Origin of the sequence: Microbacterium sp. cf332 (assembly GCF_900102175.1) — a bacterium.
In the GTDB taxonomy this organism is placed as follows: Bacteria; Actinomycetota; Actinomycetes; order Actinomycetales; family Microbacteriaceae; genus Microbacterium.
This window is the reverse complement of the sequence record NZ_FNKN01000003.1, coordinates 108,513-135,170: the sequence shown is the minus strand read 5'-3', so window position 1 is coordinate 135,170 and position 26,658 is coordinate 108,513. Positions and strand designations below refer to the sequence as shown.

At 71.5% G+C, this 26,658-nt stretch carries 23 protein-coding genes; 16 read left to right on the top strand and 7 right to left on the bottom strand.

What is annotated here, in order from left to right; translation table 11 throughout:
* Nucleotides 1–101: 101 nt before the first annotated feature.
* Nucleotides 102–980 (bottom strand): hypothetical protein, encoded by an 879-nt coding sequence (locus tag BLT21_RS12205; protein WP_256336062.1) that lies wholly within the window; start codon nucleotides 978–980, stop codon nucleotides 102–104.
* 461 nt (nucleotides 981–1,441) lie between these two features.
* Between BLT21_RS12205 and BLT21_RS12200 the strand changes: the two genes are divergently transcribed.
* The 9 genes from BLT21_RS12200 to BLT21_RS12160 all read left to right on the top strand — a co-directional run bounded on the left by BLT21_RS12200 (nucleotide 1,442) and on the right by BLT21_RS12160 (nucleotide 9,911).
* Nucleotides 1,442–2,005: a GNAT family N-acetyltransferase gene (locus BLT21_RS12200; RefSeq protein WP_091502529.1), complete on the top strand. Its 564-nt coding sequence runs from the start codon at nucleotides 1,442–1,444 to the stop codon at nucleotides 2,003–2,005.
* 67 nt (nucleotides 2,006–2,072) lie between these two features.
* Nucleotides 2,073–2,936: an Fpg/Nei family DNA glycosylase gene (locus BLT21_RS12195; RefSeq protein ID WP_091502527.1), complete on the top strand. Its 864-nt coding sequence runs from the start codon at nucleotides 2,073–2,075 to the stop codon at nucleotides 2,934–2,936.
* Between the two features lie 296 nt (nucleotides 2,937–3,232).
* Nucleotides 3,233–4,315 carry a bifunctional diaminohydroxyphosphoribosylaminopyrimidine deaminase/5-amino-6-(5-phosphoribosylamino)uracil reductase RibD gene (gene ribD, locus BLT21_RS12190; RefSeq protein WP_091502525.1) on the top strand — a complete coding sequence of 361 codons (1,083 nt, stop codon included), beginning with the start codon at nucleotides 3,233–3,235 and terminating at the stop codon, nucleotides 4,313–4,315.
* Complete coding sequence (locus tag BLT21_RS12185) at nucleotides 4,315–4,947, top strand: riboflavin synthase (protein ID WP_091502523.1); 633 nt, start codon at nucleotides 4,315–4,317, stop codon at nucleotides 4,945–4,947. The genes ribD and BLT21_RS12185 overlap by 1 nt, the downstream gene beginning before the upstream one ends.
* On the top strand, nucleotides 4,944–6,269 hold the full coding sequence (gene ribA, locus BLT21_RS12180) for a GTP cyclohydrolase II (protein ID WP_091502521.1): 1,326 nt from the start codon (nucleotides 4,944–4,946) through the stop codon (nucleotides 6,267–6,269). The genes BLT21_RS12185 and ribA overlap by 4 nt, the downstream gene beginning before the upstream one ends.
* A complete protein-coding gene (ribH, locus tag BLT21_RS12175) occupies nucleotides 6,266–6,739 on the top strand; it encodes a 6,7-dimethyl-8-ribityllumazine synthase (protein ID WP_091502519.1) in 474 nt (157 codons plus the stop codon). Before ribA ends, ribH begins: the two co-directional genes overlap by 4 nt.
* Before the next feature lie 42 nt (nucleotides 6,740–6,781).
* Nucleotides 6,782–7,132: a Fe-S protein gene (locus BLT21_RS12170; protein WP_091502517.1), complete on the top strand. Its 351-nt coding sequence runs from the start codon at nucleotides 6,782–6,784 to the stop codon at nucleotides 7,130–7,132.
* A gap of 232 nt (nucleotides 7,133–7,364) precedes the next feature.
* Entirely contained in the window at nucleotides 7,365–8,807 is a 1,443-nt protein-coding gene (locus BLT21_RS12165) for an MFS transporter (RefSeq protein WP_091502514.1), read from the top strand.
* A gap of 120 nt (nucleotides 8,808–8,927) precedes the next feature.
* Nucleotides 8,928–9,911: an NADP-dependent oxidoreductase gene (locus BLT21_RS12160; RefSeq protein WP_091502512.1), complete on the top strand. Its 984-nt coding sequence runs from the start codon at nucleotides 8,928–8,930 to the stop codon at nucleotides 9,909–9,911.
* Between the two features lie 48 nt (nucleotides 9,912–9,959).
* On the opposite strand, the gene BLT21_RS12155 is transcribed toward BLT21_RS12160, so the two are convergent.
* From BLT21_RS12155 to BLT21_RS12145, 3 genes are read right to left on the bottom strand one after another with little or no spacing between them, the layout of a single operon-like run.
* Nucleotides 9,960–10,790, bottom strand: a complete 831-nt coding sequence (locus BLT21_RS12155) for an ABC transporter permease (protein ID WP_091502510.1) — start codon at nucleotides 10,788–10,790, stop codon at nucleotides 9,960–9,962.
* Complete coding sequence (locus BLT21_RS12150) at nucleotides 10,787–11,647, bottom strand: ABC transporter permease (RefSeq protein WP_091502508.1); 861 nt, start codon at nucleotides 11,645–11,647, stop codon at nucleotides 10,787–10,789. Before BLT21_RS12150 ends, BLT21_RS12155 begins: the two co-directional genes overlap by 4 nt.
* On the bottom strand, nucleotides 11,644–12,585 hold the full coding sequence (locus BLT21_RS12145) for an ABC transporter ATP-binding protein (RefSeq protein WP_091502506.1): 942 nt from the start codon (nucleotides 12,583–12,585) through the stop codon (nucleotides 11,644–11,646). Before BLT21_RS12145 ends, BLT21_RS12150 begins: the two co-directional genes overlap by 4 nt.
* A 74-nt stretch (nucleotides 12,586–12,659) precedes the next feature.
* Here BLT21_RS12145 and BLT21_RS12140 point away from each other — a divergent pair, with 74 nt between their 5' ends.
* Nucleotides 12,660–13,511, top strand: a complete 852-nt coding sequence (locus BLT21_RS12140; protein ID WP_091502504.1) for a sulfurtransferase — start codon at nucleotides 12,660–12,662, stop codon at nucleotides 13,509–13,511.
* Nucleotides 13,512–13,558: 47 nt separating this feature from the next.
* Nucleotides 13,559–14,026: a ribonuclease E activity regulator RraA gene (gene rraA, locus BLT21_RS12135; protein WP_091502502.1), complete on the top strand. Its 468-nt coding sequence runs from the start codon at nucleotides 13,559–13,561 to the stop codon at nucleotides 14,024–14,026.
* A 271-nt stretch (nucleotides 14,027–14,297) separates the two neighbouring features.
* Here rraA and BLT21_RS12130 read toward each other — a convergent pair whose 3' ends face one another.
* Nucleotides 14,298–16,904 (bottom strand): helix-turn-helix transcriptional regulator, encoded by a 2,607-nt coding sequence (locus tag BLT21_RS12130; RefSeq protein WP_143024987.1) that lies wholly within the window; start codon nucleotides 16,902–16,904, stop codon nucleotides 14,298–14,300.
* A 203-nt stretch (nucleotides 16,905–17,107) separates the two neighbouring features.
* On the opposite strand from BLT21_RS12130, the gene BLT21_RS12125 reads away from it, so the two are divergent.
* The gene (locus BLT21_RS12125; RefSeq protein ID WP_091502499.1) at nucleotides 17,108–19,141 is read left to right on the top strand and encodes an ABC transporter ATP-binding protein; all 2,034 of its coding nucleotides are present in this window, start codon (nucleotides 17,108–17,110) and stop codon (nucleotides 19,139–19,141) included.
* A 129-nt stretch (nucleotides 19,142–19,270) separates the two neighbouring features.
* Here the strand turns inward: BLT21_RS12125 and BLT21_RS12120 are convergent, their stop codons facing one another.
* Nucleotides 19,271–21,157 (bottom strand): phosphoenolpyruvate carboxykinase (GTP), encoded by a 1,887-nt coding sequence (locus BLT21_RS12120; protein WP_091502496.1) that lies wholly within the window; start codon nucleotides 21,155–21,157, stop codon nucleotides 19,271–19,273.
* 117 nt (nucleotides 21,158–21,274) lie between these two features.
* On the opposite strand from BLT21_RS12120, the gene BLT21_RS12115 reads away from it, so the two are divergent.
* Nucleotides 21,275–22,717 (top strand): XRE family transcriptional regulator, encoded by a 1,443-nt coding sequence (locus BLT21_RS12115; RefSeq protein ID WP_091502494.1) that lies wholly within the window; start codon nucleotides 21,275–21,277, stop codon nucleotides 22,715–22,717.
* A gap of 122 nt (nucleotides 22,718–22,839) precedes the next feature.
* Here the strand turns inward: BLT21_RS12115 and BLT21_RS12110 are convergent, their stop codons facing one another.
* The gene (locus tag BLT21_RS12110) at nucleotides 22,840–23,931 is read right to left on the bottom strand and encodes a winged helix DNA-binding domain-containing protein (protein WP_091502492.1); all 1,092 of its coding nucleotides are present in this window, start codon (nucleotides 23,929–23,931) and stop codon (nucleotides 22,840–22,842) included.
* A gap of 213 nt (nucleotides 23,932–24,144) precedes the next feature.
* Between BLT21_RS12110 and BLT21_RS12105 the strand changes: the two genes are divergently transcribed.
* From BLT21_RS12105 to BLT21_RS12095, 3 genes are read left to right on the top strand one after another with little or no spacing between them, the layout of a single operon-like run.
* The gene (locus BLT21_RS12105; protein WP_091503419.1) at nucleotides 24,145–25,002 is read left to right on the top strand and encodes an ABC transporter substrate-binding protein; all 858 of its coding nucleotides are present in this window, start codon (nucleotides 24,145–24,147) and stop codon (nucleotides 25,000–25,002) included.
* Nucleotides 25,003–25,022: 20 nt separating this feature from the next.
* Nucleotides 25,023–25,868, top strand: coding sequence for an amino acid ABC transporter permease (locus BLT21_RS12100; protein ID WP_091502490.1), 846 nt, complete (start codon nucleotides 25,023–25,025; stop codon nucleotides 25,866–25,868).
* Nucleotides 25,865–26,617 (top strand): amino acid ABC transporter ATP-binding protein, encoded by a 753-nt coding sequence (locus BLT21_RS12095; protein ID WP_091502488.1) that lies wholly within the window; start codon nucleotides 25,865–25,867, stop codon nucleotides 26,615–26,617. The genes BLT21_RS12100 and BLT21_RS12095 overlap by 4 nt, the downstream gene beginning before the upstream one ends.
* The last annotated feature ends 41 nt before the right edge of the window (nucleotides 26,618–26,658 follow it).

Here is a 26,658-nt window from a genome sequence, read left to right as displayed (position 1 = left end):
CGACAGGGCGAGGACACCTCAGCGCACGATCCAGGCGCCGGCTTGCAACCCTCAGCCTGTCGACGGCACGCGCGCGTCGGTCGACCGGGATACGGGGAGCGTCAACGCAGCCGGGCAGAGCGCGGACCGCGGCTCAACAGGCCGCGCACGGCAGCGACCACCCGCTCGGGCCGCCACATGATGTCAGCGGCCATGGGGTGGAGCGTCGCGTAGCCGAGGGCCGCGGCGGCGAGATCCCGGCGCCCGTCTCTCCGGCGGGCCTCGAGGCCGGCGTGGTGGGCGTCGCTGTCGCACTCCACGATGAGCCAGCCGTCCACGAGCAGATCGACCCGGCCGACACCGGATACCTGCACCTGGACCTCGACTGAGCGCGCGATCCCGCGGAGCAGCAGCCGCATGAGCGTCTCCGGCCCCGACTCCGCGCGCGCATCGATGAGCGGGCGGAGCGCACGGTATCGCAACGGAAGGGCAGCGAACACGGTGGCGAGATCCGCCGGGGCCAGGAGCCCGAGGTGGAGGGCGCTGTCGATCGTGGCGATCGCCGCACGGGGCGGCTGACACAGCACGGCGCGAACGACCGCGTCCACGATCCCCGAGCACGCATACCACCGCGGGCGGGCCTCGACCGCGGGCATCCAGTGCCGCACGGCACGGTCGGTGCCGGCGGCGATGTCGGGCACGCGGGAGGCGGTCGGCGGGAGCTGGATGTGCGGCCCGCTCCGCTCGAGGACGAAGACCCCGAGCAGCCGCAGCAGACTCACGCAGGTGAGCCGCCCGCCGAGCGAAACGGCCGTGACGACGTCGTCCGGGGCGTCCGCCGGCAGGTACGAACCACGGCGCGGCCGAACGAGCCGACCCGCCGCGATCGCATCGGCGATGTCGCGCTTACGCAGACCGGCTGCGCGGAGCTCGGCGGTCGACCAGCACGGCAGGTCCGCGATCTCGGCGGGAGTCCACGGGGATGTCATCAGGTGCGTCATGCCGACACCCTGCGCCGCGCGGCGGCCGCCTACCGCCGCCCCGCGACGACCTGTGCGCAAGTGCCGGATGGGCCGGCCTGTGCGGGAGGCGCCGACCGGCGTGCCGTCGACAGGCTCGGGCGCCTCCATCCGCCCCGAATCGCGCGGACCGGCGACGTTCAGCCTGTCGACGGCACGTGACGCGTCGCGGTGCCGTGGCGCGAGACGCCCGCTGACCCGGCCCCGCCCGGCCCGGAGAGTCGAGTCTGGTCGCCGCGGCCGGTCGGCGCCCCGTGCTCGGAGCCCGCCGGAATCGTGCCGCGCACAGGCCACGCGGCATACCCGGTGCCGTGAAGGCCGGTATCGCCCCGCACAACCTGTGCACGGGACCAACCGCACCCGCACCACTGGCACCGGCACGGCACCCGAACAGCGGGAGCACGCGGCGCGGTGAGCGGGGCTCGGATCGGTAGGGTCGGGGGATGCAACCGGTGACCCTCCGTACCGCCCGGCTCGGGCTGTCCATCCCGACGCTCGACGACGCCGACGCCATCACCGCCGCCGCCCAGGACCCCGAGGTCCCCCGTTGGACCACGCTGCCCTCGCCCTACGACCGCTCGCACGCCGAGGACTTCGTCGCCAAGGCTGCAGTCTGGTGGCAGGAGCAGAGCGAGCTCACCTGGGGCATCCGCGTCGACGGCTCGTGGGTCGGCATGATCGGCCTGCATCGCACGATCGCCGGCGGCAGCGCCGAGATCGGCTACTGGATGGCGGCCGCCGCGCGCGGCCACGGCTACGTCACCGAGGCCGCCCGGGCCGTCATCGACTTCGGTTTCGCCGAGCCGCTCTCGCTGGCACGCATCGAGTGGCGGGCCGTCGTCGGCAACCTCGCGTCGGCGCGGACCGCGCGCAGCCTCGGCTTCCGGTACGAGGGCCTGCTGCGCCAGGGCCTCTCCGACCTGCGGGGCCGCCATGACGGATGGATCGCGGGCATCCTCGCGGCGGACGACCGCACGCCGCAGCCCTGGCCGATGCTGGCGGACTGAACCGAGCACGCCGCCGTCCGCGCACAACCCCGTGCCGGGCGGGGGTCGCGCGTGCCAGGATGTCGCCATGCCCGAGATGCCGGAAGTGCAGGGACTCGTCGACTACCTCGGCGGGCGGCTCGTCGGCCGGCGCATCACGAAGGCGCGGGTCAGTGCCATCTCGGCTCTGAAGACCTACGATCCGCCCATCGAGTCGCTCGAGGGCGCGACGGTGACGGCGGCGTCCCGGCACGGCAAGTTCGTCGACCTGGCCACGGACACCGGCACCCGCCTCGTCTTCCACCTCGCCAAGGCGGGCTGGCTGCGCTGGTACGACACGCTGCCCGCGACCGTCATCCGCCCCGGGAAGACCCCGATCGCCCTGCGTATCGGGTTCGATGACGACTCCGGCTTCGATCTGACCGAGGCGGGCACCAAGAAGTCGCTCGCGGTGTACGTCGTGCGCGATCCGGCCGAGGTCGCGGGGATCGCCCGCCTCGGCCCCGACCCGCTCGACCCGTCGTTCGACCGCGCCACGCTGGCGGGGCTGCTCGCCGGTCGCCGCACGCAGATCAAGGGCGTGCTGCGCGACCAGTCGATCGTCGCCGGGATCGGCAACGCGTACTCCGACGAGATCCTGCACGCGGCGAGGATGTCGCCGTACGCCCTCGCGGCCAACCTCGACGACGAGGAGGTCGACCGGCTCTATGCGGCACTCAGTGCGACGCTGACCGAGGCCGTCTCCGCCGCATCCGGCAAGCCGCCCGCCGACCTGAAGGACGCCAAGCGTCGCGGGATGCGGGTGCACGGCCGCCGCGGCGAGGCGTGTCCGGTCTGCGGCGACGAGGTGCGCAGCGTCTTCTTCGCCGACAACAGCCTGGAGTACTGCCCGACCTGCCAGACCGGCGGCAAGCTGCTCGCCGACCGGCGGCTGTCGCGGCTGCTGAAGTAGCGATCCGGCCGACGGCCCACGCCCCCGCTCAGATGACGGCACGAGTCGGGAATGCCCCGGATGTCGGCGCGTTGAGTACGATCGGAGTATTGAACGTGCTCCGGGGTCGGTGAGAATCCGAACCGGCGGTGAGAGTCCGCGACCCTCCCGGCCTTCGGGCCGAGAGGTTGATCCGGTGGAATTCCGGGACCGACGGTGATGCGACGCGAGTCGCTAGTCCGGATGGGAGGAAGCACGGCAGCGTTCGCGCTGCGCGCGCCCGCCCGCGTCCCCGGAGACTGACCGAAGGACGAAGGATGCCGGGCACCACCGATCGCGAGATCGCCGCGATGCGTCGCGCCTTCGACCTCGCGGGCAACGGTCCCCGTGGTATCAACCCGCAGGTGGGGGCCGTGCTCCTCGCCGCCGACGGGTCGGTCCTCGCCGAGGGCTGGCACCGCGGCGCCGGCACCGCCCACGCCGAGGTCGACGCACTGACGCAGCTGCCCGTCGGCGCGGCCCGCGGCGCGACCGCCGTCGTGAGCCTCGAGCCATGTAATCACACCGGCCGGACGGGCCCCTGCGCGCTCGCGCTGATCGAAGCGGGAGTGGCCCGTGTCGTCTACTCCCTCGCCGATCCGGGCGACGCCTCGGCCGGCGGGGCGCAGCGCCTGCGGGATGCCGGTGTCGACGTGGTCGGCGGGGTGCTGGATCACGAGGGCGAGGCGCTCATCCACGATTGGCTCACCGTGCAGCGCCTCGGCCGGCCGCACGTGACCGTGAAGTGGGCGCAGTCGCTCGACGGGCGCGCGGCCGCTCCCGACGGGACCAGCCAGTGGATCACCGGTCCCGCGGCGCGCTCCGACGTGCACCGCCGCCGGAGCGAGGCCGACGCGATCGTCGTCGGCACCGGCACCCTCCTGTCGGACGATCCCGCGCTGACCGCGCGGCGCCCCGACGGCACGCTCTACGAGCGGCAGCCGATGCCCGTGGTCCTGGGCCAGCGCGCCGTGCCGGACGACGCGCTGGTACGCCGCCACCCGCTGCCCCTCCTGCACCGCGACGGTGAGAACCTCGACGGCGAGAGCCCGAACGACCCGTCGCTGATGAGCGAGCTGCGCGAGCGCGGGGTGCAGCGCGTCTTCGTGGAAGGCGGCCCCACGATCGCGAGCGCCTTCCTGCGCGCGGGCCTCGCCGACGAGATCCTCTCCTACGTCGCGCCGACCCTCATCGGCTCGGGCACGTCGGGCGATGACCGTCCCGCGCTGCGGTCGCTCGGCGTCGAGACCATCACCGACCAGCGACGCCTGCGGGTGAGCTCTGTCGAGATGCTCGGCGATGATTTGCTGATCGTCGCCACCCCCGTACACCCGTCATCCCCCTCCGAAGGAGACGCCTGATGTTCACCGGAATCATCGAAGAGATCGGCGAGGTCGTCGCCGTCGACCCCTCGGGCGACGGTGTGCGGATCACGGTGCGTGCACCGAAAGCGGTGTCCGATGCCGGCCACGGCGACTCGATAGCCGTCAGCGGGGTCTGCCTGACCGTCGTCGATCAGGGAGCGGACTGGTTCACCGCCGACGTCATGCGTCAGACCCTCGATGTGTCGAGTCTGACCGGCATCGAGCCGGGACGCGCAGTCAACCTCGAGCGCGCCCTCGCCGCCCACACGCGCCTGGGTGGTCACATCGTGCAGGGACACGTCGACGGCCTGGGTCGCATCCTCGACGTGCGCCCCGGCGAGCAGTGGCGCGTGCTGCGCATCTCGGTGCCCGCCGATCTCGCGCCCCTGATCGTCGACAAGGGGTCGATCACCGTCGACGGCGTCTCGCTCACCGTGAGCGCCGTGAGCCCCGCCGACGCACGCGACGCGTGGCTCGAGGTCTCGCTGATCCCCGAGACGCTCGCCGCCACGACCCTCGGGGCCCGCATCACCGGCGACGCGGTCAATCTCGAGACCGACATCCTCGCCCGACACGTCCAGCGGTTGCTGGCATTCACCACCCTCTCGAACGAAGGAGGCTCCCGATGAGCCTTTCTCCCCTCTCCGACGCGCTCGACGCGCTGCGGGCCGGAAAGCCGATCATCGTCGCCGACGATGAGAACCGCGAGAACGAAGGCGACGTCATCCTGTCGGCTGCGCTCGCGACCCCGGAGTGGATCGCCTGGACGGTCCGCCATTCGAGCGGGTTCATCTGCGCCCCCATGCCTGCCGAGTGGGCCGATCGCCTCGACCTACCCCCGATGGTCGAGACCAACGAGGACGCCCGTGGCACGGCGTACACCGTCTCGGTCGACGCGGCAGAGGGCGTGACGACCGGTATCAGCGCGGCGGACCGCGCCCGCACCCTGACCGTGCTCGCGGATCCCGCGTCGACGCCCGGCAGTGTCATCCGCCCGGGCCACATCCTGCCGCTCCGCGCCGTCGAAGGCGGCGTGCGCGAGCGCAGCGGTCACACCGAGGCCGCCGTCGAGCTCATGCAGCTCGCGGGCCTCGAGCCGGTCGGCGCGATCGCCGAGATCGTCGCGGACGACGGCTCGATGATGCGGATGCCGGGTCTCCTCGAGCTCGGCGAGCGCGACGGCATCCCGGTCATCACCATCGAACAGCTGATCGCCCACCTCGAGGAGACCGATCCTCGCCCCACGGCCGACGCAAGCGCCCAGCGACGGCGCGTCAGCCTGCGCGCGGAGGCCCATGTGCCGACCTCGCACGGCGCGTTCCGATTCCTCGCGTACAAGGACCGCACGACCGGCACCGATCACATCGCCGTCGTGTCGGGCGACCTGACCGACCCGGCTCCGCTCGTGCGGGTGCACTCCGAGTGCCTGACGGGCGAGGCCTTCGGCTCGCTCAAGTGCGAGTGCGGTCCCCAGCTCGATGCCGCCCTCGACGCCATCGACCGCGACGGCGGCATCGTCATCTACATGCGCGGCCATGAGGGTCGCGGGATCGGGCTCATCAACAAGCTCCGCGCGTACCAGCTGCAGGAGCGCGGTCTCGACACGCTCGATGCGAACCTCGCGCTCGGCCTGCCGGCCGATGCGCGCGACTACGCCGCGGCGGCGGGGATCCTGTCGGACCTGGGCGTGAGCAGCATCCGACTGCTGACGAACAACTCCGACAAGGTCGCTCAGCTGCGGGCACTGGGACTCGACATCGCCGAGCAGGTGCCGCTGCTCGTCGGCGTGGGCGCGAATAACCACCAGTACCTCGCGACCAAGCGCGACCGCATGGGGCACATCATCGACGACGCCGAGCTGAGCGCGGCCCTCGCCCGCGGCACGGATGCGGACGCGGGTGCGGCCCAGGACACCATCGACCCTCGACAGAACTCGGAGAACATCGCATGAGCGGACACGGCGCTCCCGACCGCCAGCAGATCGACGCGAGCGACCTGAAGGTCGTCGTGGTCGCCGGCGAATGGCACGACGTCATCACCGACGGCCTCATCGCCGGGGCCGAGCGGGTACTCGAGGAGTCGGGCGCGGCCTGGCGTCTCGTCCGGGTACCGGGCTCGTTCGAGCTGCCGGTGGTCGCCAAGGCCGCCCTGGACTCGGGCGCCGATGCCGCCGTGGCCCTCGGTGTCATTATCCGCGGCGGCACTCCCCACTTCGACTTCGTGTCGTCCGCCGCCACCGACGGCCTCACGCGCGTCGCACTCGACACGGGCAAGCCAGTCGGGTTCGGCGTGCTGACGCTCGACGACGAACAGCAGGGCATCGACCGCGCGGGCCTGCCCGGGTCGAAGGAGGACAAGGGTGCCGAGGCGGCGGATGCCGCATTGCGCACAGCCCTCACTCTCCGCAGCCTGCGCGCCTGACCCTCCGGCGGCCGTTTCCATACCTTCAGCTAGGCTGAGGGTATGGAAACGCTCCGCGGAATCGTCCTCATCGTCCACCTCATCGGCTTCGCCACGCTCTTCGGCGCGTGGGCGGTCGAAGCGCTGGGGTCGCGCCGCATCACGCGCGTCATGAGCTACGGCCTGCTCGTCGCCGGAATCGCGGGGCTCGCCCTCGCCGCCCCCTGGGGCACGGACCATGATCTGAACTACGCCAAGATCGCCGTGAAGCTCGTCGTCCTCGTCGTGATCGGCGGCCTTCTCGGTGTCGGCTCGGGCCGTCAGAAGCGCACGTCGTCGGTGCCCGCCGCGATCTTCTGGCTCATCGGAGCGGCGACCGTCGCGAACGTGGCGATCGCCGTCCTCTGGCGCTGACGCGAGCCCAGAAACTCCGGCGGCCGCGCCGGAATACGCTCGGATGCCGGGCCCGAGCCTCGGGGCCCGGCATCCGTCGTAGAATGGACGATCGTGCGTCGCCGACACCGTCGACGCCGCCGGTGATCCTCGCGTCGAACGCCCGCCGCACCACCCCGCCTCGGACGTCCGCCCACCGGCACGCTCCCACGAGGGCGCTCACCCGTTCTTCCAGACAGGCATCACACCGCACATGTCATCCGCCACCGCGGCGCCCGCCGCGCCCGCGAACCCCCGCTCCCGCGTCATCACCGCCAGCCTCATCGGCACGACGATCGAGTTCTACGACTTCTACGTCTACGCGACCGCCGCCGTCCTCGTCTTCCCGCTGCTCTTCTTCCCGGCGGGCAACGAGACCACCAACCTGCTGCTGTCGTTCAGCATCTTCGGCGCCGCCATGGTCGCCCGTCCCATCGGCGCCGTCGTGTTCGGCCACTTCGGCGACAAGTTCGGCCGCAAGGCGACACTCGTCGCCTCGCTGCTCACGATGGGCATCGCGACCTTCCTCATCGGGCTCCTCCCCACGTTCAACGAGATCGGCGTCTGGGCGGCGATCCTGCTGCTCGTGCTGCGCCTCGCACAGGGTTTCGCGCTCGGTGGCGAGTGGTCCGGTGCCGCGCTCGTGGCCACCGAGAACGCGCCGAAGGGCAAGCGGGCCTGGTACGGCACGTTCCCGCAGCTCGGCGCCCCCATCGGCTTCATCATCGCCAACTCGGTGTTCCTCGTCATCTACTTCCTGCTGCCGCACCCCGACGGCCCGGCGCAGCGCTCCGAGGAGTTCCTCGCGTGGGGTTGGCGCGTGCCGTTCCTCTTCTCGGCCGTCATGGTCATCGTCGGCCTGTGGGTGCGCCTGAAGCTGGTCGAGTCCACCAGCTTCTCGAAGGCCGAGAAGACCGGTGCGATCCGCAAGTTCCCACTCGGCGCCGTCGTCCGCGGCCACTGGCGCGCGCTCATCCTCGGCACGTTCATCATGCTGGCCACCTACGTGCTCTTCTACCTGATGACGAGCTTCACCCTCGCCTACGGCACCAAGGCGACGCTCGAGGGCGCGCAGGCCGCCGCCGAGGCGTCAGGCGCGGCCTTCGACGCCGCCGCGTACGTGCCCGGTCTCGGCTTCGGGTTCACCGACTTCGTCATCATGCAGATCATCGGCGTCGTGTTCTTCGGCATCTTCACGCTGCTGTCGGGCCCCGTGGCCGACTCGATCGGCCGCCGCAAGCTGCTGATGTGGATCACGGCCGCGATCGCCGTCTTCGGCCTCCTGTTCGCGGTGTTCCTCATGCCGCAGCTCGACCCGAAGTTCACCGGGGCGCTCGTGCAGGCGTTCCTCGTCTTCGGGTTCATGCTCATGGGGGTCACGTTCGGCCCCATGGGTGCACTGCTGCCCGAGCTGTTCCCGACCAACGTGCGGTACACGGGCTCGGCCATCTCGTACAACGTCGCGTCGATCCTGGGCGCGGCCCTGGCCCCGCTCGTCGCGACGGCGCTGTGGGCCACGGCGGGCGGCTCGCCCGTTCTCGTCGGCCTGTACCTGACGGCGTCCGCCGTGCTGACCTACATCGCGCTGTACCTCTCCAAGGAGACGAAGGACATCGAGTACGACAGCAACATCGGCGAGGCGGCGACCACCCGCTGACCTCCTGTCGTCACGACGGATGCCGCGGCCCCTCGGGGTCGCGGCATCCGTCATGTCAAGACCTCCTCCGGGCGGGCAGGCGGGTCTACTGTTCGACTCACATCACGTGAGGAGCCCGTCATGAAGAAGGTCAGCGAGGCAGCGGTCGTCGAGTACGAGGAGGCCGGCGGGCCCGACGTGCTGCGTCTCGTGACGCGGCCCCTGCCGGAGCCCGGGCCGGGCGAGGTCACGGTCGAGGTCATCACGATGGGCCTCAATCACATCGACGGCTTCGTGCGTTCGGGCGCCGAGCAGGAGTGGGATGACGCGTTCCCGCGACGATCGGGCAGCTGCTTCGCCGGCACCGTCATCGCCGCGGGACCGGGCACATCGGGCTTCCCCGTCGGGTCGGACGTCGTCGGGCATCTGCGCTCGGGTGCGCAGGCGAGCCACGTGACGATCTCCGTCGACCGCCTCGTCCGCAAGCCGCGCAGCGTGACCTTCGAGACCGCGGGCGGCCTGTACCTCGCGGGGACGACAGCGCTCGACATCCTCGACGAGCTCAAGATCGGCGCGGGCGACACCATCGTCATCTCGGCGGCCGCGGGCGGCGTGGGCAGCATGGAGGCCCAGATCGCGATGCACCGCGGCGCTCGCGTGATCGGCACCTGCGGTGATCGCAACTTCGACTATCTGCGCCAGATCGGGGTCAAGCCGGTGCGATACGGCGAGGGCATCGTGACGCGCATCCGCGCCCTCGCGCCGAACGGCGTCGACGCGTTCATCGACAACTTCGGGCAGGACGGCCGCGAGGTCGCCGAGGCCCTCGGCGTACCGGGCCCAAAGTTCCGGTCCAGTGCCGATCGTCGCGATCGCGAGGTCGCTCTCCTGTCCGACAGTCCGGATGCGGTCGCCCACGGCACCTCGCAGTTGCGCGCGGTCGTCGCACTGGCGGAGAAGCGCGCCGTGTCGCCGCTCGTCTCCGGGTTCTACCCCCTCGCCGACGTGGCCGAGGCGTACGACGACCTCCAGAGGCTGCACTCCCGCGGCAAGGTGCTGCTCGCCACCCACCCTGTCAATCCGCGGCGCATCCGCAAGGCGCGCGAGGTCATCGAGTCGCGCTGAGCCGCGGCGGCCGCGAGACCCGACGGTCGGGGCTCGATCGACCGGTGTTCAGTCGAGGAACAGCGCTCGCAGCCGCTTCGTGGTGAAGACGAGACCCACCCCGATCATGACGACGAAGTAGAGGACGTGCCAGAGCATGCCGACCGACAGCATGCCGGTCGTGAGCCCGCGGATCAGCTCGACCCCGTGCCACAGCGGCAGCGCCTGCACGATCACCTGAACCCACTCGGGGTAGACCGTGATCGGATAGAACGTGGCCGAGAAGAGGAACATCGGCAGCAGGACGAAGTTGATCCAGTCCATGTGCTGGAACGTCTTCATGTAGCTGGTGACCGCCATGCCGACGCTCGCGAAGCCGAAGGCGATGAGCAGGACGGCCGGCAGGGCCAGCAGGGCCGTCCAGGCGAGGTTGAGCCCCAGCACCTGCATGATGATCATGAAACCGGTGGCGTAGACGAGTCCGCGCAGCAGTGCGTACAGGATCTCGCCGAGAGCGACGTCGAGCGGGCCGAGCGAGGTCGAGAGCATGCCCTCGTAGAGCTTGCCGTAGTTGAGCTTGAAGAAGACGTTCCACGTCGAGTCGTACACCGCGCCGTTCATCGCCGAGACGGCGAGGAGTGCGGGTGCGATGTACGCGGCGTACGGCACCGCGGCGCCGGTCGAGGTCTCGACGTCGCCGATGAGCGCGCCGAGTCCGATGCCGAGCGACGCGAGGTAGAAGACGGGCTCGAAGAAACCGGACAGCACGACGATCCAGCTCGACGACCGCGCGGCGATGAGGCCGCGCTGCACGACCGCCCCCGGGTTGCCCGCCCACAGGGCTCGGACGCCGCCACGGCGCCCGACCGGCGAGGTCTCCGGCGCGAGAACGGCGCTCATGCGGCGAGCCTCGCGGTGAAGACCCGGCGACCCCAGAGGTAGCCCACGAGGGCGAGCGCGACGAGGTACGACGCGTGCACCACGATCATCCCCGGGCCGATATCGGCGCCGTAGGTCGCCGCACGTCCGAGCTCGGCGCCATGCCACAGCGGCGAGATCCAGGCGATCCACTGCAACGCGACGGGCAGCGTCTCGACGGGGTAGAACGTGCCCGAGAACAGGAACATCGGCATGAAGACGAAGCGCTGCACGAGCGCGAACTGGCCCTTGTCGTCGCGGATGGAGCCGGCGTACGCCATCAGCGGGATACCGAAGGCGACGCCCGCGGCGACCCCCGCGAAGATCGACAGCCAGCCGGTCTCCGGTGCCGGCACGGCGCCGAACGGCAGGAGCCAGATGAACAGGTAGTAGGCGGCGACCGCCACGATCATGCGTGCGGTCGCCCCGACGATCACCCCGTTCGCGATCTGCGGGCTCGACAGCGCTGACGCATTGAAGCCGTAGAAGTAACGGCGCCACTTGAATCCCGCCATGACGGGATAGGTCATCTCCTCCGAGGCGACCGCGATGGCTGCGGTCACGAGCAGAGCAGGTGCGACGAACGGGAGGTAGCCGACCTCCTGCCCGTGCGACGAGACGGGCACGGTGATCAGGGCGGCGAGGCCGACCGCGAGGCCGAGGAGATACATGATCGGCTGCCCGACGGCGCCGACGACGATCGTCCAGCCGTAGGCGCGCATCGCGCGGATCATGTGCTCGGCGACGTACCAGGTGCCGTACCGGCGGGGCCGGCGGCCGCCCGCCATCGCCTCGGCCCGCAGCTCCTCGAGCGTGGGGTGCGCGGTCTGCGTGCTCATTCGATCAGCGACCGTCCGGTCAGACGCAGGAAGACGTCTTCGAGGCTGGAGCGACGCACGAGGCTCGTAACCGGGGTAAGCCCCGCCGCCATGACGCGCTCGAGGGCGGCCTCGCCGTCGTGCGCGTAGACGAGGATGCGGTCGGGCAGCGCCTCGACCCGGTCGCCGATGCCCTGTAGCTGCGTCGCCGCCTGCTCATTGCGATCGGAGCCGAAGCGCACCTCGAGCACTTCGCGGCTCGAGTGCTCGCGGATCAGCGACGACGGAGTTCCCTCGGCCATGATCCGCCCCTTGTCGACCACGATGAGGCGGTCGCAGAGCTGCTCGGCCTCATCCATGTAGTGCGTCGTGAGCACCAGCGTCGTGCCGCGCTCCTTCAGGCGGAACAGCCGATCCCACAGCACGTGACGGGCCTGCGGGTCGAGTCCCGTGGTCGGCTCGTCGAGCAGCAGGATGCGCGGATCGTTGATGAGTCCGCGCGCGATCGTCAGTCGTCGTTTCATGCCGCCCGACAGCTGGTCGACCTTGTTCTTCGCCTTGTCCTCGAGCTGCGCGAACGCGAGGAGCTCGTCGGCCTTCTCGTGGCAGACCTTGCCCGGCAGGCCGAAGTACCGTCCGTAGATGTAGAGGTTCTCGCGGGCGTTCAGCTCGCCGTCGAGGTTGTCCTGCTGGGGCACGACGCCGAGCCGCGAGCGGATCTCGGGCCCGAACCGGTCGGGATCGAGGCCGAGGATCTGCAGGTCGCCGCCGCTTCGGGTCGATACGGCGCCGATCATCTTCATCGTGGTCGACTTGCCGGCGCCGTTCGGACCGAGCAGCCCGAAGGACTCGCCCGGCGCCACCTCGAACGACAGGTCGTCGACGGCGACGAAATCGGGCTTGCCCTTCATGGCGTAGGTCTTGCGCAGCCCTCGAGCGGAGATGACGGATTCTGGCACGCGACAACACTAGCGACGGTGGGCGACATCGCTCCGGCCGCATCCGCCGCCCGTGGTGCGCGAGAATCTCACGCATGGACCGCATCCTCACCACCGCTCACGATCTCCACGCCGCGCTCGCGGCGGGCCGCTATCCCGACGGCGGCCCCGTGCGCGTCCTCGACGTCCGGTGGTGGCTGGACCGGCCCGACGGACGCCCCGCGTTCCGCGCCGGGCACATCCCCGGGGCGCGCTACGCCGACCTCGACACGCAGCTGGCCTCGCACGGCGATCCGAGCGAGGGTCGACACCCGCTGCCCTCTCCCGATGCGCTGCAGACGGCCGTTCACGGCTGGGGCATCGACGACGGCGACACCGTCGTCGTCTACGACGATGTGAAGAACATGGCGAGCGGGCGCGCGTGGTGGGTACTGCGCGACGCCGGCATCCGCGACGTCCGCGTGCTCGACGGCGCCCTCGCCGCCTGGGTCGACGCCGGGTTCGATCTCGAGCGGGGCGAGGAGTCGACGGGGCGCGCGGGAACCGCGGTCGTCTCCCCCGGCACGCTCCCGGTGCTCGGCATCGACGACGTCCTCGAGCACGCCCGCAGCGGACTGCTGCTCGACGCTCGCGCCGGCGAGCGGTTCCGGGGCGAGGTCGAGCCGATCGACCCCCGCGCCGGCCATATCCCGGGGGCCGTGTCGGCGCCGACGACGGAGAACGTCGACGAGAGCGGGCGTTTCCGCAGCCCCGACGAGCTGCGTGCGCGCTTCGCCGGGCTCGGCGCCGGGCCCAGCGCCGACGTGGGCGTCTACTGCGGATCGGGCGTCAGCGCCGCGCACGAGGCGATCGCCCTCAGCCTGGCCGGATACCGTCCGGTGCTCTATCCCGGCTCGTGGAGTCAGTGGTCGCAGCATCCCGAACGTCCCGCGGCGACCGGAGCATGATCGGAGCCGTCGGACCGGGCGTCGGCCGGCGCCGCTAGCCTGTCGGCATGACGATCGCCACCGCCGACCTCTACGACGACCGCGGCGACGCCCTGGACTCGCTCGCCCTTCCGCTCCTCGACCTCGGCGGCCGGGTGGCGTTCGACGGTCCCGTCCGCACGGTGCGGTGCCACCGCGACAACGCCCTCGTCAAGCAAGTCCTGGCCTCTCCGGGTGAGGGCGCCGTGCTGGTCGTTGACGGCGGCGGATCGCTCGAGTCGGCCCTGGTGGGCGACATGATCGCCGCGTCGGCCGTCGAGAACGGCTGGGCCGGCGTCATCGTCAACGGCGCGATCCGCGACCGCGTGGCGATCGCCGAGCTGCCCCTCGGGGTGAAGGCCCTGGGCTCCAACCCGCGCAAGAGCGCGAAAGCGGGCATCGGCGAGGTGGATGTGCCGGTCTCGATCGCCGGCGTCGTCTTCGTTCCGGGCCGGCACGTCTGGGCCGACCCCGACGGCGTGCTCGTCGAACGCTGACGGCCGGCGCGACGCGTTCCCACGAGAACGCGCGTCCGTCGCGTCCGGGCACGCTGCGATCGACGGCGCGCCGTCACGACCGCCTCGTCCCCGTGAGGACTCGAGCCGGTGGACGCGGTGGCCCCGCCGAACGTTTTGGGGCCGTTCGTCGGGGACCACCGCGATGCCGGCCCGCAGGAGCGACCGTAGGACACGCCTCGCCCGTGCGGAAGCACTGGGACGGAGAGAGCAGTACGGGCTCAGTACCCCGGGCCGTCCTGCCCGGAACGCGTCACAGCATCTCGCCGGAGAGCTCGACACTCGACGCGACGCGCCCGCCCAGGTCGCGTCGCGAGACCGCCCCGAGTTTGCCCCGCGCCTGGTAGATGTGGGACTCGACGGTCCTGACCGACAGGAACAGCCGCGTCGCGATCTCGCGATTGGTGAGCCCGGCGTCGATCAGCAGCGCGACCTCGCGCTCGCGTGACGTGAGCTCCTCGGCATCCGCTGTGCTTCCTCGGCCCGAAGGATGGCGGCGGGCGGCGGGTGCGCGCTCGGCGGAGCCCTCGGCATCCTGTCCCCAGAGCGCGTGCAGCCTCAGTTCGTCCGGACGCGGCGACGGCGCCGCGGGGTCACGCGCCGAGATGCGTCGGACGGCCTCCCCGGCGACGGGAAGGTCGGTGGTCGCTGCGAGCCGGACGAGTTCGTCGACGACGTCGCGACGCGACCGGTCGAGGAGGGCGAGTCGGTACAGATCGCGGATGCGGAACGCGACCGAGGTCGCTCCGGTTGAGAGCCGTGCCGCCTCGCGTGCCCGCTCGCGGGCCTCGTCGTGCCGCCCCTCGGCGACGAGGACCGTCGTCTCGACGTAGGCGACCGTCCGGCGCAGGAGCGGGGTGTCGACCTGCCCGATCCGGTCGACGATGGCTCGGGCCTGTGCCGTATGTCCGACCGTCGCCAACTCGTCGGCGATACCGAGCAACGGCATCGACGGCGAAGGCCGCGACGGAGCCGCCGGCGCGCGGGACACCAGACGCGGCAGTTCGCGCTGCGAGTCGACCGCACGCCCCTCGGCATTCAGGCCGAACGCAGCGGCGATGGTCGCGGTGAGCATGTCGTCGGAGCCGCCCTCCCGGGCCATGACTCCGAGTTCGGTTCGCAGACGAGCCAGCACACCCGAGCCGACGCTGCCCGCGATCTGATGCGCGGCGAGCAGCACGATGAGCGCTTCCAGGCGATTCCGCGGCGTGATGCCGACCGGTGCCGGGCGGAGGTCGAGGAGCCGCCCTGCGGCGGTGTGATGCTCGCGCCCTGCCGCCAGTCGCCCCGCCTTGATCTCCGCAGCCCCCGCGGCGGTGAGCGCGCGCAGGCGTTGCAGCGGCGACGCGTCGGCGACCGCCGCGGCTGCCGCGGCGAGCACGGCCGCGCGGCGGTCGTCCAGAACATCGGATGCGCCGGCCGCATCTCGGAGGAGGGTCTCGACGCGCAGGTCGTCGCTCGGCGCCGCGGGGGCGGGATGACGCGTCGACGAGGCATCCGCACGCTGGCGGGCCAGCCGGCGCGCATCGACCGGGTCGAGAGCAGCGCGGCGGCCGTTGCCGTTGCCGCTGCCGTCACCGTCACCGTCACCGTCACCGCTGCCGAGCCACGGGACGAGCTCGTCGCCCCGCGCGATCGCGATCTCGAGCCGGAACGCCGGGACGTCGTCGATGATCGCCCCGTGGGTTGCGTGCGCGGACGCGTGCGCGACGTCGCCTCGATCGTTGGCCTCGCGGGCCGCGTCGAGCAGCACGCGCGTCCGCAGCGTCGATGCGTGGGCGAGCTCGTCCGAGCCGCCGAGACCGTGGCGGTGCCAGCGTTCGGCGACCGACGCCGCGATCGGGGGGCTCCACCAGTGCTCGGCCTCGGCGAGCATGCGACGACCGGCCTCGTCGACGATCCGATCGATGCGGGCAGCCGCGATTCTCCGGAGGGCCCCCACCGCCAGGACGTCATTGACGGTCAGACGACGCAGCGGCGAGGCATCCGCGTGCACCTGCCCACCGGACAGCAGCGCGTCCACACTCGCGAGGTCGAACATGCGCGTGGCGGCGGCGAGGTCGAGGTGGGGCAGGCGGGACAGACCGGCGAGGCACTCGAGATCCGCGGTGGGCAGATCGGAGATGTGCTCGCGGACGGCGAGCGCCAGCCGGCTCTCGGGAGCGACGTCTCGCACCGCCAGCAGCGGGTCACGGTCACTGCGGGCGGCGCGGACCGCCTCGAGCACGAGCTGACGCAGGAGCGTCCTCGACCCGTCGGCCCGCCAGGTCAGCCCGCCTCGCGTCGGGCTGTCGAGCAGGTCGGCTCCCGGGAACATCTCGATGAGGTCGCGCGCATCGCCGTCGGTCATCTCGATCAGCTCGACGCGGTGCACGAGACCCTCGGCCCACAGGTCCAGCAACGCTCGCCGCGCGCGCCCCGCATCCGGCGGCAGCTGCCGTGCCCGAGCGCGAGCCGTCCGCAGACCCAGCACCGCGACGATGCGCCGCGCCGCGATCGCGCGGGCGATGAGCTCCGCGGACGCTTCGTCGAGAGCGTCGACGTCGTCGACGACGACGACCGCCGCCACGCGCTCCGACATCCGAGGGTCGCGGAGACTCGAGAGCCGAGCGTCGGCGGCGGCGTCGAGGGCGCCGTAGGGCACCGCCGAGAGCAGGACCGACGGATGCAGCTCGACGACGGGCACGTCGCGCCGCCCGAGCTGAGCGACGAGGGCGCGGATGACGTAGCTGCGTCCGCTCCCGCGCGGACCCGCGACGAGCACCGACATGCCCCCCGATATCCGTTCCGCGAGCTGCGCGTAGTCGCGGCCCGCTCCCGCCGATGCTCCGAGCCAATCCCGCTCGCCCCGGTGCGCCACAGCACCTCCCCCCGAGCACGCGACCGGGATCGGGCGCGCGCGTCGAAGAGGAGTATGGCGCCGCAGCCATCGGATGTGAAGACATTGCGCAAGCGGATGCCGCCGACTCGCATGCCCCGCGCGACGGGCCGGACGACGCGGATCCGCCCCGCGGAGAAGAAGTACGGTCGAAGGTGCACGATCAATCGAACCGAGGGGACCGCATGTCCGACAACCGCAGCCGTCTGCGCGGACGCCGCCGCACCGACGAGGGCCCGCGGGCCCGCATTTCGCAGCTGCTCCCCTACCTCTTCGAGCACAAGGGGGTGCTGGTCGCCGTCGCGGTGCTCAGCATCATCGAGGCGGTCGCCACGCTCGGGCAGCCCCTCGTCGTCGGTCAGGTGATCGAGCGCGTACAGGCGGGCGACACCCTCGGCATCCTCGTCTGGGCGCTCGTGATCCTCGTGGTCGTCTCGTCGGCCATCGGCGCCTTCCAGCACTACCTGCTGCAGCGCACCGGCACCGCCGTGGTGTTCTCGAGCCGCCGCCGCCTCATCGCGAGGCTCCTCCGACTTCCCATCTCCGAGTTCGACTCCCGCCGCACCGGCGACCTCGTCTCGCGGGTGGGCACCGACACGACACTGCTGTACGCGGTGCTCACGCAGGGCCTGGCCGACTCGGTCGGCAATGCGCTCATCTTCGTCGGTGCGATCGTGGCGATGCTCTTCATCGACCCGCTGCTGCTGCTCCTCATCGTCATCGTGATCGGAGCCTCGGTCGCCGTGGTCGTCGGGCTGAGCACCCGCATCCGTCGTGCGACCCGCGAGCAGCAGGAGCGCGTCGGCGAGCTCGCGTCGGGCGTCGAGCGGGCGATCGGCTCCATCCGGACCATCCGCGCCGCGGGCGCGACGGAGCGCGAGGAGGCGACGGTCTCCGGCGCGGCGCACCAGGCGTACGAGGCGGGCGTGCGGGTGGCGAAGGCGTCGGCGCTGGTCGTGCCCGTCGCGGGCGTCGCCCTGCAGCTGTCGCTGCTCGTGGTCCTGGGGGTAGGCGGGTATCGCGTGGCCTCGGGCGCGATCTCCATCGCGAGCCTCGTGACGTTCGTGATGTTCCTCTTCTTCCTCGTACAGCCGCTCGCGTCGTTCCTGGGCGCGATCACCTCCGTCAACCAGGCTCTGGGCGCGCTCGGCCGCATCCAGGAGGTGCTCGATCTGCCGACGGAGGACGCGACCGATCCGGATGCTGCAGCGGCGGTGACGGCGTCGGGCGACCGCGAGGTGGCGATCGAGTTCCGTGACGTGCGGTTCCGCTACCCGGAGTCCGTGATCGCCGCGCGGCGCTCGGCGTCGGACGAGGCGATCCGCACCCTCGCCGACGCCCGCGTCGATACCTCGGCGGTGACGGCGGCCGCCCTCGAGGCGGCGGGCGCCGAGGCTGGCGACCCGGATGCCGCCGCGAGCCGCGCGACAGACGATGTCGCCGTGGCGGCGGCCCTCGGCGCGGCGGCGGGCAGCGCGGGTGCGGGGACGGAGCGCGCGGCGGTGGTCGCGGCATCCGGAACCGCGACCGCATCCGACGGCGAGGTTCTCCGCGGCGTGAGCTTCCGCGTGCCTCGGGGCGCACGCGTCGCGCTGGTGGGCCCGTCGGGAGCTGGCAAGTCGACGACCCTCGCGCTCATCGAGCGCTTCTACGACGTCACGGACGGCGCGGTGCTCGTCGGCGGAGACGACATCCGGTCGCTCCCGCGGGCCGAACTCCGCGCGCAGCTGGGCTACGTCGAGCAGGACGCCCCCACCCTCGCGGGGACGATCGCCGACAACCTGCGCCTCGCCTCACCCGCTGCGACCGACGCGGAATGCGAGCGCGTGCTGCGCGCTGTCAACCTCGGCGAGGTGCTGGAGCGCAGCGAGCTCGGCCTCGAGGCGCCGGTCGGCGAGGCCGGGGTGATGCTCTCGGGCGGAGAACGGCAGCGCCTGGCGATCGCGCGCGCGCTGCTCGCCGCGCCCCCGATCCTGCTGCTCGACGAGTCGACGTCGTCGCTCGACGGGTTGAACGAGCAGCGGATGCGCGAGGCCATCGACGCGGTCGCGACGGGCCGCACCCTCGTGGTGATCGCCCACCGGCTCTCGACCGTCGTCGACAGCGACGTCATCGTGGTGCTCGATCACGGCCGGGTCGTCGGCCAGGGCACGCACTCCGAGCTCGTCGCGACCGTGCCCCTCTACCGCGACCTCGCGAAGCACCAGCTCCTGGTCTGACCCCGCCCCCGCCCTCTCCGCCCCTTCGAACCGCGAGACCTCAGTCGCGCCCCGAGACGGCCCGTGGAACCCCGGGTCTCGGGCCGGAACTGCAGTCTCGCGGTTCGGGCGGTGAGGGGAGGGGAGCGGTCAGGCGCGGTGGCCGAGACGGTAGCGCAGGGCCTCGAGCTCGGAGCGCAGGGCCGCCGGCATCCGGTCGCCGAAGGTGTCGTAGAACTCCTCGGTGAGGTCGGCCTCGCGCAGCCACGACTCGGTGTCGACCGCGAACAGCTCGTCGAGATCGCGCTGCGGCACCTCGATGCCGTCGAGGTTGAGATCGGCCGTGACCGGCAGGCGCCCGATCGGGCTGTCGACCGCGTCGACCTCGCCGTTGAGGCGCCGAACGATCCAGTCGATCACGCGCGAGTTGTCGCCGAAGCCCGGCCAGAGGAAACGGCCGTCCGTGCCCTTGCGGAACCAGTTCACCTGGAACACGCGCGGCGCCCGGTCGAACCGCAACTTCTGGCCGACCCTGAGCCAGTGGGCGAAGTAGTCGCCCATGTTGTAGCCGCAGAAGGGCAGCATCGCGAAGGGATCGCGGCGCAGCTCGCCCAGTGTGCCCTCGGCGGCCGCGGTGCGCTCCGACGAGATGTTCGAGCCGATGAAGACGCCGTGGGTCCAGTCGGTCGCCTCGACGACCAGCGGGACGTTCGTCGCCCGGCGTCCGCCGAACAGGATGGCGTCGAGCGGCACGCCGTCGGCGGCATCCCAGTCCGACGCGATCTGCGGGCACTGCGCGGCGCTGACCGTGAAGCGCGAGTTGGGGTGCGCGGCAGGCCGGCCCGACGCGGGCGTCCAGTGCTTGCCCTCCCAGTCGATCAGCTCGGCGGGCGCCTCATCGGTGAGCCCCTCCCACCAGACGTCGCCATCGGGCCGCAGGGCGACGTTCGTGAAGATCGTGTTGCCCCAGAGCGTCTCGACCGCCGTGACGTTCGTCGACTCACCGGTGCCCGGGGCGACGCCGAAGAACCCGGCCTCGGGGTTGATCGCCCACAGCCGACCGTCGGATCCCGGACGCAGCCAGGCGATGTCGTCACCGAGGGTCTCGACCCGCCACCCGGGGATGGTGGGACGCAGCATCGCGAGGTTCGTCTTGCCGCAAGCCGAGGGGAACGCGGCGGCCACGTGGTAGGCCTTGCCTGCCGGATCGATCACCCGGATCAGCAGCATGTGCTCCGCAAGCCAGCCCTCGTCGCGGCCGATCACCGACGCGATGCGCAGCGCGAAGCACTTCTTCGCCAGGATGGCGTTGCCGCCGTAGCCCGAGCCGAACGACCACACTTCGAGCGTGTCGGGGAAATGGACGATGTACTTCTCGTCGTTGCACGGCCACGCGACATCCTGCTCGCCGGCGGTCAGGGGCGCACCCACGGAGTGCACGGTCTTGACCCAGGGCTTGCCGGCCGCGATCTCGTCGAGCACTGCCGCGCCCACGCGGGTCATGATGCCGATCGACGCCACGGCGTACGCACTGTCGGTCACCTGCACCCCGATGTGCGAGAGCGGACCGCCGACCGCCCCCATCGAGAACGGCACGACGTACATCGCGCGCCCGCGCATCGAACCGGCGAACAGCGGCGTGATGGTCGCGCGGATGTCGTCGGGGGCGGCCCAGTTGTTGGTGGGGCCGGCGTCCTCTTCGCGCTCGGACGCGATGAAGGTGCGCCCCTCGGTACGGGCGACGTCGCTCGGGTGCGAGCGGGCCAGGTACGAGCCCGGCCGCCACTCGGGGTTGAGCTTGATGAGCTTGCCCTCGTCGACCATCTCTCGCAGCAGCGCGTCGTTCTCGGCCGCCGAGCCGTCGACCCAGTGCACGCGGTCGGGCTGCGTGAGCGCGGCGATCTCGTCGACCCAGGCGGCCAGCTCGGCGAGCGCCCCTGATGCCGCTTCGGGACGCGCGCCGAGCTCGGGGCGCGTGCGTCGGGCGGGCGAGCCGCCGGGGGCGGCGGGGCGGGTGAAGAGGTCTGCGATGGCCATGTCGGTCTCCTACGTCGGCGGCGAGATCGGGATGTGTGACCATTTCACGACACGAAACACTCCTCTTGCCGACGATATTCGGTTCAAGAAACGCGATTCTTTCCCTATGCTCAAGGAATGGCTGCATCCGGAATCGAACTGGCGACCCTCGGGCACCGCATCCGACACCACCGCGTCGCGCGCGGGCTCACGCTCGACGAGCTCGGCGCACAGGTGGGGGTCGCGGGGAGCCAGCTCAGCCTGATCGAGAACGGCCGTCGCGAGCCGAAGCTGTCGCTCCTCCAGGCGATCGCCTCGGCGACCGGCACCGACGTCGGCGACCTGCTCTCGCCCGAGCCGCCGAACCGCCGCGCCGCACTCGAGCTCGAGCTCGAACGCGCGCAGGCCAGCCCGGTCTTCCGTCGGCTCGGGATCTCCGCCGTGCGGGCGGGCAAGACCATGAGCGACGACACGCTCGAGTCGATCCTCGGGCTCCACCGCGAGCTGCAGCGTCGCGAGCGCGAGGCGATCGCGACTCCCGAAGAGGCTCGGCGCGCGAACACCGAGCTGCGCCTGCGGATGCGCGACGCGGACAACTACCTGCCCGACATCGAGCGGCTCGCCGAGAAACAGCTCAAGGCGGCGGGCCACACGTCGGGCGCACTGACGCACCGCACGGTGAGCATCATGGCCGAGCAGCTCGGGTTCGAGCTGCTGTACGTCGGCGACCTGCCCCACTCGGCGCGCTCCGTCACCGACCTCGAGAACGGCCGCATCTACCTGCCGCCGGCGTCGATCCCCGGCGGGCACGGCCTGCGGTCGATGGCGCTCCAGGCGATGGCGCACCGCCTGCTCGGGCACACGCCGCCGAACGACTACGCCGACTTCCTGCAGCAGCGCCTCGAGATCAACTACTACGCCGCGTGCTGCCTCATGCCCGAGACCGCGTCCGTCGCCTTCCTCGCGCAGGCCAAGAGAGACCGCAACCTGGCGGTCGAGGACTTCCGCGACGCGTTCGGCGTCACGCACGAGGCGGCCGGGATGCGGATGACGAACCTCGTGACGAAGCATCTCGGAATCCCGCTGCACTTCCTGCGCGTCGACGGCGCTGGCGCCATCACCCGGGTCTACGAGAACGACGGGCTCCCTCTGCCGATGGACGTCACGGGCAGCGTCGAGGGTCAGGTCGTGTGCCGGGCGTTCTCGGCCCGGTCGGCCTTCGAGGAGCAGAACCGCACCGTCGAGCACTACCAGTACACCGACACGCCGGGCGGCACGTTCTGGTGCTCGAGCCAGACCGGGACGACAGCCGAGGGCGAGTTCTCGATCACGGTCGGCGTGCCGTTCGACGACGCACGGTGGTTCCGCGGCCGCGAGACGCAGAAGCGCGCGGTCTCGACCTGCCCCGACGAGTCGTGCTGCCGCCGCCCCGACCCCGACCTGACCACGCGGTGGGAGGGCCGGGCCTGGCCGAGCGCCCGCGTGCACATGCAGATGTTCTCACCACTCCCCCGCGGCAACTTCCCCGGCGTCGATGACGGCGAGGTCTACGCCTTCCTCGACCGTCACGCCGGGCGGTGAGCTGCGGCGCCGCGCCGTAACTCCTCAGATTCGAATCGGCGGCGGCGCGGATACGCGAAGCGGCGCGGGTCTGGGGGGAAGACGCGGCGGATTTGAGGACTTGGCGCGCCGCGGTCCGGGCCTCAGGAGGCGAGGAAGCGGGAAACCCGGGCGAGCGACGCGTCGATCGCGGATGACGATACGCCGTCGTCGGTCACGAGAACGGGCTCGGGCGGCAGATGGTGCCGCCCCGTAGCGACGGAGTGGCGCCAGGTGCCGATGACCCGCCCGCCCGACACGAGGATCGGCGCGACCTGGCCGTTCAGGGTGGGGCCGATCCTCGCCGCGAGCTCGGGTTCGCAGACGATCGTCCGGTCGGCGTACGACAGGTAGTACTCGTCGAAGGCCGGGAGAGCGACGACGTCCTCCCCGGACTCGCTGGGCCCGGGGACCGACGTTCGCGCGACGAACAATCCGACCTCGATCTCGACGACCCGGTCGCGCGCCGCCTCGGCCGCGCGCCGCGACGTCCCGATCGGCAGACCCGCCCACCAACCGAAGTCCGTGATGCGAGCCGGTCCGTGCGAGCGGATGTAGCCGGCGAACATGTCGGCCAGCGGATCGTCGGGCGTCCCGGCCGACGGCAGGTCGTCCACGGCGACGAGGAACTGGTCGCGGGTGACGCCGCTCTCGCGCGGCACCACCGGACCGAACGCGAGCACGCCGCGGACGGCCAGCGACGAGAGGATGTGGTTGCCGCGCGAGCGCTCGGTATCGATACCCGCGCCGCGGAGGACGTCCGCGAACTCGTCGCGCGTGAGTCGGTTCGCACCGCGCAGGGCCTGTCGGGCGGCGCGCTCGGCCGTCGCCAGCACCGCCCCGTCGATCGCCAGCCCGCGCAGGATGCCGGCGGCCGCGCGCTCCTGCCGGTCGGCCGTGGCGGCGAGCAGAGCGGCGAGGTGCGTCGAGCGCACGATGTGCAGGGTGCCGCGCTGGGTCCACGAACGCACGAGCGTGCCGTCCTCGAAGGCGGCATCCACCGCGCTCAGTGCGAGCTCACCGACGGTGCGGACGGCCACTGCCCATCGCCCCGACCAGAACTCCTGCGCTTGCACCGCGAGCATGTGCGTCGCCGCGCCTCCCACGGTCGACGCCGGTTCGGTCAGCAGATGGGAGCGCAGCCGGTGTGAGGGGATCGCCGCAGCTGCCCCGCCGTCCCCCGCATCGCCTCTCACGCCGCCGATCCTGCCCGATCCCGCCCGATCCCGCCACGCGGGGTCCACTCCCTCGGCGCGGCGACGATGTCACGCGCGCGGGGTGCCAAGCGTCGGCACCGCGCGACGTAATACGACGACGCGCGGTGCCGACGGCGTCCACGGCGGGTGAGAATGGATGCTGCCGCCGGTGACAGCACGCCGATGCGCGGCATCCGCACCCGGAGGTCCCCGATGTCCCGCTCCCTCATCCGCACCGCGTCCGTCGGCGTCGCCGCGCTCGCGATCCTCCTCGCTGGCTGCTCGTCGTCGGCCGCTCCCGCCGCATCCGGCGACGCGGCGTCGGGCCCCGCCGCGGAGGACTACGTCACGCCGGGCAAGTTCACCATCGCCACCGGCGAGACCGCCTACGAGCCCTATGTCATCGACGACGACCCCGCCTCGGGTGAGGGCTTCGAGGCGGCCGTCGCCTACGCCGTCGCCGACAAGCTCGGTTTCGCCGCGGAGGACGTCGAGTGGGTGCGCACGAGCTTCGAGGCGGCCATCGCGCCCGGGCCGAAGAGCTTCGACGTCAACATCCAGCAGTACACGATCACCGATGAGCGCAAGCAGGGCGTCGACTTCTCGTCGCCCTATTACTCCGCGAGCCAGTCGATCGTGGCGCTGAAGGGGGGCGCCGCCGACGGCGTGACCGACATCGCCGGACTGAAGGACCTCACGATCGGCGCGATGGCGAACTCGACGAGCGCGCTCACGCTGCAGCAGGTGGTCGAGCCCGACGTCGAGCCGCGCCTCTACGGCTCGAACGAGGATGCCGTCGCCGCCCTCGGTGCGGGCCAGATCGACGCGATCGTCCTCGACACCCCCACGGCCTACCTCGCGGTGAACTTCTACATCGAGAACTCGTTCTTCGTCGGCGAGCTGCCGAAGGCGGGCATCGAGGACGAGTGGGGCCTGCTGCTCGCGAAGGACTCGCCGCTCACCGCCTCGGTCACCGAGGCCGTCGACGAGCTGCGCGAGGACGGCACGCTGGCCGAGCTCGAGAAGGAGTGGCTGTCGGGCCTGACGGAGGGCGTGACGCTCCTCCAGTGAGGGCGCGCTAGCGTCTATCCGTGACCACCTCCCCCCCGAGCGCGCTCGAACTCGAGCGCCGAGCGTACCGGCGCGGCCGCGAACGACGGTCGGTGCTGATCGCGGTCGCATCGACCCTCGCCTTCGCGGCCGTGGTCTGGCTGACGCTCATCAACACGGAGGGTTGGGCGACGGTCCAGCGCAGCTTCTTCGACCCTGCGATCGCATTGCAGGCGCTGCCCGACGTGTGGAACGGGTTCCTCGTGAACCTGCAGGTGCTCGCCATCTCGGTGTTCACCGTCGCGGCCGTCGCGTTGCTGCTCGCCCTGCTGCGCACCCTGCGCGGACCGGTGTTCCTCCCCCTGCGCCTCATCGCCGCCGGCTACACCGACCTGTTCCGGGGGCTGCCGTTCGTCATCGTGCTGTATCTCGTCGGATTCGGGCTGCCGACGATCCTCGGCGCCCGTATCGAGCCCGTGCTCCTCGGCGTGCTGGCGATCACGCTGACCTACTCGGCGTACGTCGCCGAGGTCGTCCGTGCGGGCATCGAGTCGGTGCATCCCTCACAGCGGCTCGCCGCACGCGCGCTCGGACTCAGCTACCCGCAGACCTTGCGGCGTGTCGTGCTGCCCCAGGCGCTGCGCAAGATGACGCCGCCGTTGATGAACGACTTCATCTCGATGCAGAAGGATGTCGGCCTGATCTCGATCCTCGCCGCGTTCGACGCGATCGCCGAGGCCCGCGGCGTCGTCGCGACGACCTACAACTTCACGCCGTACGTCGTGGCGGGCGTGCTGTTCGTCCTGCTCGCGATTCCCACCATCCGCCTCACCGACTGGTACACCGCACGGCTCCGCCGTCGCGAGCAGACGGGATCCATCCTGTGAGCGAGAACCGGACCGGCGTCGACGTGCTGCGCGCCCACGGCATCCGCAAGTCCTTCGGCGAGAAGGAGGTGCTCCGTGGCGTCGACGTGTCGCTGGCTCAGCATGAGGTCGTGGCGCTCATCGGCGCGAGCGGGTCGGGCAAGTCGACGCTGCTCCGCTGCCTCGGTCTCCTCGAGCCCATCGACGACGGGCAGATCCTGCTCGCGGGCGACGACATCTCCGACCCCCGCGTCGACGCGAACGCGGTGCGGGCCCGGCTGGGCGCCGTCTTTCAGAGCTACAACCTCTTCCCGCATCTCTCCGTGCTCGACAACGTCACGCTCGCCTCGCGGGTCGTGCACCGCGTATCGCGTCGCGAGGCCGAGTCACGGGCGCGCGAGCTGCTCGCGCGCATCGGGCTGGCCGACAAGGCGAGCGAGCACCCCGACCGGCTGTCGGGCGGACAGCAGCAGCGGGCGGCGATCATCCGCGCGATCGCGACCGATCCCGAGGTGCTGCTGCTCGACGAGATCACCTCGGCGCTCGACCCCGAGCTGGTCGGCGAGGTGCTCGAGCTGGTCCGCGATCTCGCGGAGGGCGGGTCGACCATCCTGATGGCGACGCACGAGATGGCGTTCGCGCGGGATGTCGCCGACCGCGTCGTCTTCCTCGACCAGGGTGTCATCGTCGAGGAGGGCGCGCCGGCGGCGGTCTTCGGCGCCCCGCGCGAGCCGCGCACCCGCGCATTCCTCGCCCGTTTCCTGCTCTGACCGCGCCCCGCACCGTCGACTCGCCAGAAAGCGCGGGTCCG

Bases quoted from the DNA above. Each gene is read 5' to 3' on its own strand.
- BLT21_RS12205 (WP_256336062.1), bottom strand. From the start codon at position 980: ATGACGCACCTGATGACATCCCCGTGGACTCCCGCCGAGATCGCGGAC.
- BLT21_RS12200 (WP_091502529.1), top strand. From the start codon at position 1,442: ATGCAACCGGTGACCCTCCGTACCGCCCGGCTCGGGCTGTCCATCCCG.
- BLT21_RS12195 (WP_091502527.1), top strand. From the start codon at position 2,073: ATGCCCGAGATGCCGGAAGTGCAGGGACTCGTCGACTACCTCGGCGGG.
- ribD (WP_091502525.1), top strand. From the start codon at position 3,233: ATGCCGGGCACCACCGATCGCGAGATCGCCGCGATGCGTCGCGCCTTC.
- BLT21_RS12185 (WP_091502523.1), top strand. From the start codon at position 4,315: ATGTTCACCGGAATCATCGAAGAGATCGGCGAGGTCGTCGCCGTCGAC.
- ribA (WP_091502521.1), top strand. From the start codon at position 4,944: ATGAGCCTTTCTCCCCTCTCCGACGCGCTCGACGCGCTGCGGGCCGGA.
- ribH (WP_091502519.1), top strand. From the start codon at position 6,266: ATGAGCGGACACGGCGCTCCCGACCGCCAGCAGATCGACGCGAGCGAC.
- BLT21_RS12170 (WP_091502517.1), top strand. From the start codon at position 6,782: ATGGAAACGCTCCGCGGAATCGTCCTCATCGTCCACCTCATCGGCTTC.
- BLT21_RS12165 (WP_091502514.1), top strand. From the start codon at position 7,365: ATGTCATCCGCCACCGCGGCGCCCGCCGCGCCCGCGAACCCCCGCTCC.
- BLT21_RS12160 (WP_091502512.1), top strand. From the start codon at position 8,928: ATGAAGAAGGTCAGCGAGGCAGCGGTCGTCGAGTACGAGGAGGCCGGC.
- BLT21_RS12155 (WP_091502510.1), bottom strand. From the start codon at position 10,790: ATGAGCGCCGTTCTCGCGCCGGAGACCTCGCCGGTCGGGCGCCGTGGC.
- BLT21_RS12150 (WP_091502508.1), bottom strand. From the start codon at position 11,647: ATGAGCACGCAGACCGCGCACCCCACGCTCGAGGAGCTGCGGGCCGAG.
- BLT21_RS12140 (WP_091502504.1), top strand. From the start codon at position 12,660: ATGGACCGCATCCTCACCACCGCTCACGATCTCCACGCCGCGCTCGCG.
- rraA (WP_091502502.1), top strand. From the start codon at position 13,559: ATGACGATCGCCACCGCCGACCTCTACGACGACCGCGGCGACGCCCTG.
- BLT21_RS12125 (WP_091502499.1), top strand. From the start codon at position 17,108: ATGTCCGACAACCGCAGCCGTCTGCGCGGACGCCGCCGCACCGACGAG.
- BLT21_RS12120 (WP_091502496.1), bottom strand. From the start codon at position 21,157: ATGGCCATCGCAGACCTCTTCACCCGCCCCGCCGCCCCCGGCGGCTCG.
- BLT21_RS12115 (WP_091502494.1), top strand. From the start codon at position 21,275: ATGGCTGCATCCGGAATCGAACTGGCGACCCTCGGGCACCGCATCCGA.
- BLT21_RS12105 (WP_091503419.1), top strand. From the start codon at position 24,145: ATGTCCCGCTCCCTCATCCGCACCGCGTCCGTCGGCGTCGCCGCGCTC.